The sequence below is a fragment of the Romboutsia sp. genome (genome assembly GCF_051659545.1).
Lineage (GTDB): Bacteria > Bacillota > Clostridia > Peptostreptococcales > Peptostreptococcaceae > JBOFOR01.
The window spans coordinates 1-3,195 of sequence record NZ_JBOFOR010000148.1; the positions used below are offsets into that span (position 1 = coordinate 1).

Annotated in this window: 3 protein-coding genes and 1 pseudogene; all 4 read left to right on the forward strand. The window is 24.5% G+C overall.

Annotated elements, in window-relative coordinates:
• Positions 1 to 680 (forward strand): annotated as a pseudogene (locus ACRC03_RS08345) (CRISPR-associated protein Cse4); the annotation flags it as partial.
• Positions 673 to 1,620, forward strand: a complete 948-nt coding sequence (locus tag ACRC03_RS08350; protein WP_438652105.1) for a type I CRISPR-associated protein Cas7 — start codon at positions 673 to 675, stop codon at positions 1,618 to 1,620. The pseudogene ACRC03_RS08345 and the gene ACRC03_RS08350, both read left to right, overlap by 8 nt.
• A 1-nt stretch (position 1,621) precedes the next feature.
• Positions 1,622 to 2,371 carry a type I-B CRISPR-associated protein Cas5b gene (gene cas5b / locus ACRC03_RS08355; RefSeq protein ID WP_438652106.1) on the forward strand — a complete coding sequence of 250 codons (750 nt, stop codon included), beginning with the start codon at positions 1,622 to 1,624 and terminating at the stop codon, positions 2,369 to 2,371.
• Between the two features lie 10 nt (positions 2,372 to 2,381).
• Positions 2,382 to 3,195 (forward strand): CRISPR-associated endonuclease Cas3'' (locus ACRC03_RS08360; protein ID WP_438652107.1); only part of this gene is annotated, 814 nt, incomplete at its 3' end.

A 3,195-nucleotide genomic window follows, 5' to 3' on the forward strand; every position in this document is an offset into this window, starting at 1 on the left:
TGAATATAAGTAGTGTATTCTTTAATAAATTCTTACACACAAACTATTTTACAGAGCCTAAAGATATAAAGTTAAATAAAGGAAGACTAAAAGAAATACTAATAAGTAATAGAGAAAGTTTATTTAGTTGGTTTTATAAAGGCAATATAAACGCTGCTAAGATAAATTTTAATAAGTATTCTTTAGATATAATAAAGAACACTGTATTAAGTGGATACTTAAGAACAGCAGCAGAACAATATAATTTAAGATATAGCGTATTAAAGTATTTTAATGGAGGTAGTAATATGGGAGATATACTAAAAGATACTAAAGTATCTTTAAGAGAAAAAATAAACTCTAAAGAAACACAAAGCATACAAAATGACGAAGAATATTACTTTGCAATAGGACAAATAGCAAGCTACTTAGTATCACTTAACAAATCAGGAAATAAAAATCATTCAATATTAAATCCAATACTAAATTCAAAAAATGAAACTAAATTAAAAGAAGAAATAGTGAAGTTGTTTAAAAAGTATAACTATTCAATAAAAAAAGACAGTAAAAGATTTAATAATTTATATTCAATGATATTAGCATATAAATCAGAAGGAAAAATTAATGAAGAAGTATTATTAGCAGGATATTTAAATTCAAGTTTAATATATGAAAAGGCGGAGGAAAAAATAGATGAATAAAAGGATATATGGGGTTATAGGAATAAAGTCTATAATGGCTAATTGGAATGCAGATTTTAGTGGGTATCCAAAATCAATATCTACAGGAGAAGTATTTGGAAGTGATAAAGCATTAAAATACCCAATGAAAAAAATGTGGGAAAATCATGGAGAAAAGGTATTATACATAAAATCATTAAAAATTGATGAAGGGAAAAAAGATGAAACAAAAGTAAGACCAAAATCACTAAAAGAAAGATATGAAGAAATATTTGAAATAGAAGACCTAAAGAAAGAAAAAGATAACAAAAAAGTATTAATGAATTTATTTAAATCAATAGATGTAAAAAACTTTGGAGCTACATTTGCAGAAGAAGGAAATAACATAGGTATAACAGGAGCAGTTCAAATATCTCAAGGATTCAATAAATATGAATTTACAGAAGCTCAAGAACAACAAATATTATCTCCTTTTAGAGATGGTAAAGCAAAAGAAAAAAGTAAAGATGGAGAAGATGCAAGTTCAACAACACTTGGAACTAAAATAGTAAGCAACGAAGCACATTACTTTTATCCATTTTCAATAAACCCACTTGCATACAAGCAATTTATAGAAATGGGTGTAACTGAAGGATATACAGAAGAAGATTATAAAAAGTTTAAAGAAGTAGCATTAGTAAGTGCAACAGCATTTAATACTAACTCTAAAGTTGGATGTGAAAATGAATTAGCTATATTTGTTGAGACAGAAGAAGAATTATACTTACCAGATTTATCTCAATATATAACTTTTGAAAAATCTGACAAAGATATAATAACACTTGGTTTTGATGAGTTATTAAACTCTTTAGGAGATTCAATATCAAACATAGAAATATACTATAATCCATATAAAGCTAATATTAAAGCTAACATAGAAAAAGCTAAATATATAAATATATTCACTAGAAAAGAGGTATAAGATGAAAGCACTAAAGTTTAACCTAAGTGGTAAAACAGCTTTCTTCAAAAAACCAGATGTAAATTCATATGTATATTTTACATATGGCAATATACATAAAATATCTTTGATGGGCATTATAGGTAGTTGCTTAGGACTTGATGGATACAACCAACAAACTAAAGAAGATGATTATCCTAAATTCTATGAAAAGTTGAACAGTTTAAAAATAGCTATAGTACCTAAAAATGAAGGTGGATATATCAATAAAAAAGTACAAGTATTTAATAACTCAGTAGGATATGCATCAAAAGAAGAAGGTGGAAACTTAATAGTAAAAGAACAGTGGCTAGAAAATCCATCTTGGGATATATATGTTTTATTAGAAAACAATGAATTAAGCAAAAACATGAAAGAAAGATTTTTAAAAAGAAAATTTACATACATACCATACTTAGGCAAAAATGATCATGTAGCAACTATAAATGATATTAAAATAATAGAAAATATCATAGAAATCAATGATATAGAGCAAATAGATAGTATGTTTATAAAAGATGAATTTGAATTTGTTAAAGACTTTGGATTTGGAGATTTTGAAGATTTAGAAAAAGAAGTAGAATTTAAATATCAAGAAAAATTGCCATACAAATTAGAACAAACAACAAATCAGTATATACTAGAAACTTTTGCATACACAAATATGAAAATAAATAAACTATCCGAGTCTAAAGTATATAGCATAGATAATTTAAATTTATTCTTTATATAGGAGATAAATTATGTATTTTGAAAATATAGAATTATTTGGTGTTGAAAAAAATGTATCTGAAAATCAATATATATATGCACATATGATAAGTGAAAGTGAAAAAGAAACATTAAAAGAACATTTAGACCTAGTGTATACATACTTAATAAAATTATGTGAAAAAAAAGATTTAAATAGTGTTTTTTTAACGATAGAAAATAAATTATTAGAGAATGCATCTACAAATTGTAAAGATACTTTTAGAGAACTTATAGCTAATGCTTTATATATGCACGATATTGGAAAAATAAATAGTGATTTTCAGTATATAAAAATGAAAAATAAAAAGTTTAAAAATACACTTAAAGTAGATTCAAAACATTCTATGCTATCTTCTATATTATACTTTGATTATTACTTCGACAAAATAAAGAAATCAAAATTAAAAGGAGAAGAAAATATGCTTCTCCTTTTAATTTTGACTACAAACTCATATATAATATCAAAGCATCATGGAATGCTAGCTAATTTTTATGACTATATAGAAAAATTACCTAGTGAACTTAACAACTATATTTCTTATAAGGAATTATATGAAAGCTATAACTTAGAAATAAAATTAAATCAAAACTCATTAGAAAATCTAATGGATAAGTTAAGAAGCTACTTAAAAGAATTTTATAGTAAAAAAGGTTTAGATATAGAAATATACATATACTCAAGACTTTTGTTTTCACTAATGACAGCGTGTGATTTTTATGCAACTAGTGGATATCAAAATAATTTAAATGTAGACGACTTTGGATTAATAGAAGATGTTTCAAAATATTATGATGTATATAAAA